Genomic DNA, 2,356 nt, shown 5'->3' on the forward strand with positions numbered 1-2,356 from the left:
CCCATTCACCGAGCAGGTCGCTCGCGCCGGGCTTCGATCGCTCGGGGTGCAGGAGGACGCGTATGGCATCGCCGGTCCGCTGCACGCCGTACGCCCACGCACCGCGGCCCACTCGGTGCACATCCACGTTCTGGGGACCTTCGTGCTGTCGCTGAACGGTCGACCCGTCACCAGCTCGGAGTGGCCGTCCCGCAAGGCCCGGGACGTGCTCAAGGTGCTGGCCGGACGTGGCCTTCGTGGAATCCGTCGCGAGCTCCTCGCCGACCTCCTGTGGCCCGACTCCGTGGACGCGGGCAGCAAGCTGTCGGTCGCCCTCTCGCAGCTCCGTCGGGTGCTGGACCCAGACAGGGAGCACAGCACGGACCACTTAGTGCATGCCGACCGGGCGAGCATCCGTCTCGACATGGACAACGTCTCGGTCGACGTCGTCGACTTCGCGGTCGCCGCCCACGAGTCGCTCGCCGCCGCGCAGGCCGGCCGGCCGGAGGCCATCGAGATGCTCGAGGCCGCAGCCGCCTTGCACACCGGCGAGTTCCTCGAGGAGGACCTCGCGGAGGACTGGCCGACGCAGATCCGCGACGAGGTGGAGTCCCTGGGCCACGACGTGATCCGGGTCCTCGCGTTCGCCCTGAAGTCGGGCCCCGACCCCGAACGCTCGGTTCCCTGGCTCGCGCGCCTGCTGACGTTCGACCCGTTCGACGAGTCGACCTACGCCGCGCTGATGCAGGCCCTCACCGCGGCCGGGCGGCACGGAGAGGCACGCCGGCACCATCGCGCGTACGTCCTGCGGATGCGCGAGATCGGGGTGCCGGCCATGAGCTGGGAGGACATGGCAGCGGCCTGAACTGGGACACGTCCTCAGAGCGGGCCGTGATCGGCGTCCAGCCTGCGATCGTCAGCCGACTGCCGCGACCAGCGGGACCCCGGGACGGTAGGCGAGGTGGACGAACGACGGGGCGTTGAGCACCGCATGGTCGGCCTTGGCGCCGACGGCGAGATGCCCCACGTCATCGCGACGGAGCGACACCGCCCCGCCCTTCGTCGCGGACCACAGCGCCTCGCGTGGGCTCATGCCCATGTCGCGTACGGCGACGGCGATGCAGAACGGCATCGACGAGGTGTAGGAGCTCCCCGGGTTGCAGTCCGTGGCGAGCGAGACCGTGACGCCGGCGTCGAGCAGCCGGCGCGCGTCGGGGTAGGGCTGGCGGGTCGAGAACTCGACGCCCGGCAGCAGCCCCGCGACGGTGTCCGAGCCGGCGAGGGCATCCACGTCGGCAGCGCTGAGGTACGTGCAGTGGTCGGCCGCGGCCGCGCCGAGCTCGACCGCGAGCTGGACACCGGGGCCGGGGCCGAGCTGGTTGGCGTGGATGCGGGGCAGGAGGCCGGCGGCGATGCCGGCCTCGAGCACGGTGCGCGCCTCGTCCGCGCCGAACGCCCCGTCCTCGCAGAACACGTCGATCCAGCGGGCGTACGGTGCGCACTTCTCGAGCATCGGCCCGGTGACCAGGTCGACGTACGTCGCGATGTCGCTGCCCTCAGGCACGACGTGCGCCCCGAGGAACGTGGTCTCGTCGGTGAACTCCCGGGCGATCGCGAGTGATCTGGCTTCGTCGAGCACTGTCAGGCCGTAGCCGCTCTTGATCTCGGCGGTCGTGGTGCCCTGCGCCCGCATCTCCGCGAGGTGACGGGCGACGTTCGCGGCCAGCTGCTCGTCGGGCGCGGCCCGGGTGGCGGCGACGGTCGTGCGGATGCCGCCCGCGGCGTACGCCGCACCCGTCATCCGGGCCTCGAACTCGGCAGAACGGTCACCGGCGAACACCAGATGCGTGTGCGAGTCGACGAAGCCGGGGATCACCGCCGCGCCACCGACGTCGCGCATCGTGTCGGCAGCCGGGGCGTCGCGACGATGCCCGAACCACGCGACGTGTCCGCCCTCGACGATGAACGCGGCATCGTGCAGGATCGGCCGGTCGGCGTCCCACGTGACGAGCTCACCGATGTTGGTGACCAGCATCGTCATGTGCGGCTCCAGCACGCCTCGATCGCGGCGTCGAGCTGCTCAGCGACGTCGCTGCGGTCACCCACGACATCCTCCGCGCTTGCGGCCCACAGCACCTCGGCGGCGCCGGCCGTGCGTACCGACTCGGCGACCTCGATCGTGTCGCCGGCCGCGAACCCGAGCGACTCGTGCCCCGTCGCGCCGGCGGCCTGCCAGAGCTGGTCGGCACTCCACGCACCGCGTGTGCCCGAGGCCAGGCGCTGGTGCATCTCGACGGCACGGGCCTCGGCGAACATGTCGATGACGGTATTGCTGTCCGAGCCCAGTGTCAGCCTCGCCCCGGCTTCGCGGAGCGCG

Annotated in this window: 2 protein-coding genes and 1 pseudogene; 1 reads left to right on the plus strand and 2 read right to left on the minus strand. The window is 71.9% G+C overall.

Annotation, left to right across the window (positions count from 1 at the left end; all coding sequences use genetic code 11):
* Nucleotides 1-844, plus strand: an 844-nt coding sequence (locus V6M46_RS18655) for an AfsR/SARP family transcriptional regulator (protein ID WP_332667876.1), incomplete at its 5' end; no start/stop codon positions are given.
* A 51-nt stretch (nt 845-895) separates the two neighbouring features.
* Here V6M46_RS18655 and hutI read toward each other — a convergent pair.
* Together hutI and V6M46_RS18665 are read right to left on the minus strand one after the other, a co-directional pair.
* Nucleotides 896-2,020 carry an imidazolonepropionase gene (gene hutI / locus V6M46_RS18660; protein ID WP_332667878.1) on the minus strand — a complete coding sequence of 375 codons (1,125 nt, stop codon included), beginning with the start codon at nt 2,018-2,020 and terminating at the stop codon, nt 896-898.
* A pseudogene (locus V6M46_RS18665) lies at nt 2,017-2,356 on the minus strand (formimidoylglutamate deiminase); the annotation flags it as partial. The pseudogene V6M46_RS18665 and the gene hutI, both read right to left, overlap by 4 nt.

The organism is Aeromicrobium sp., assembly GCF_036676885.1.
Taxonomy (GTDB): Bacteria; Actinomycetota; Actinomycetes; order Propionibacteriales; family Nocardioidaceae; genus Aeromicrobium.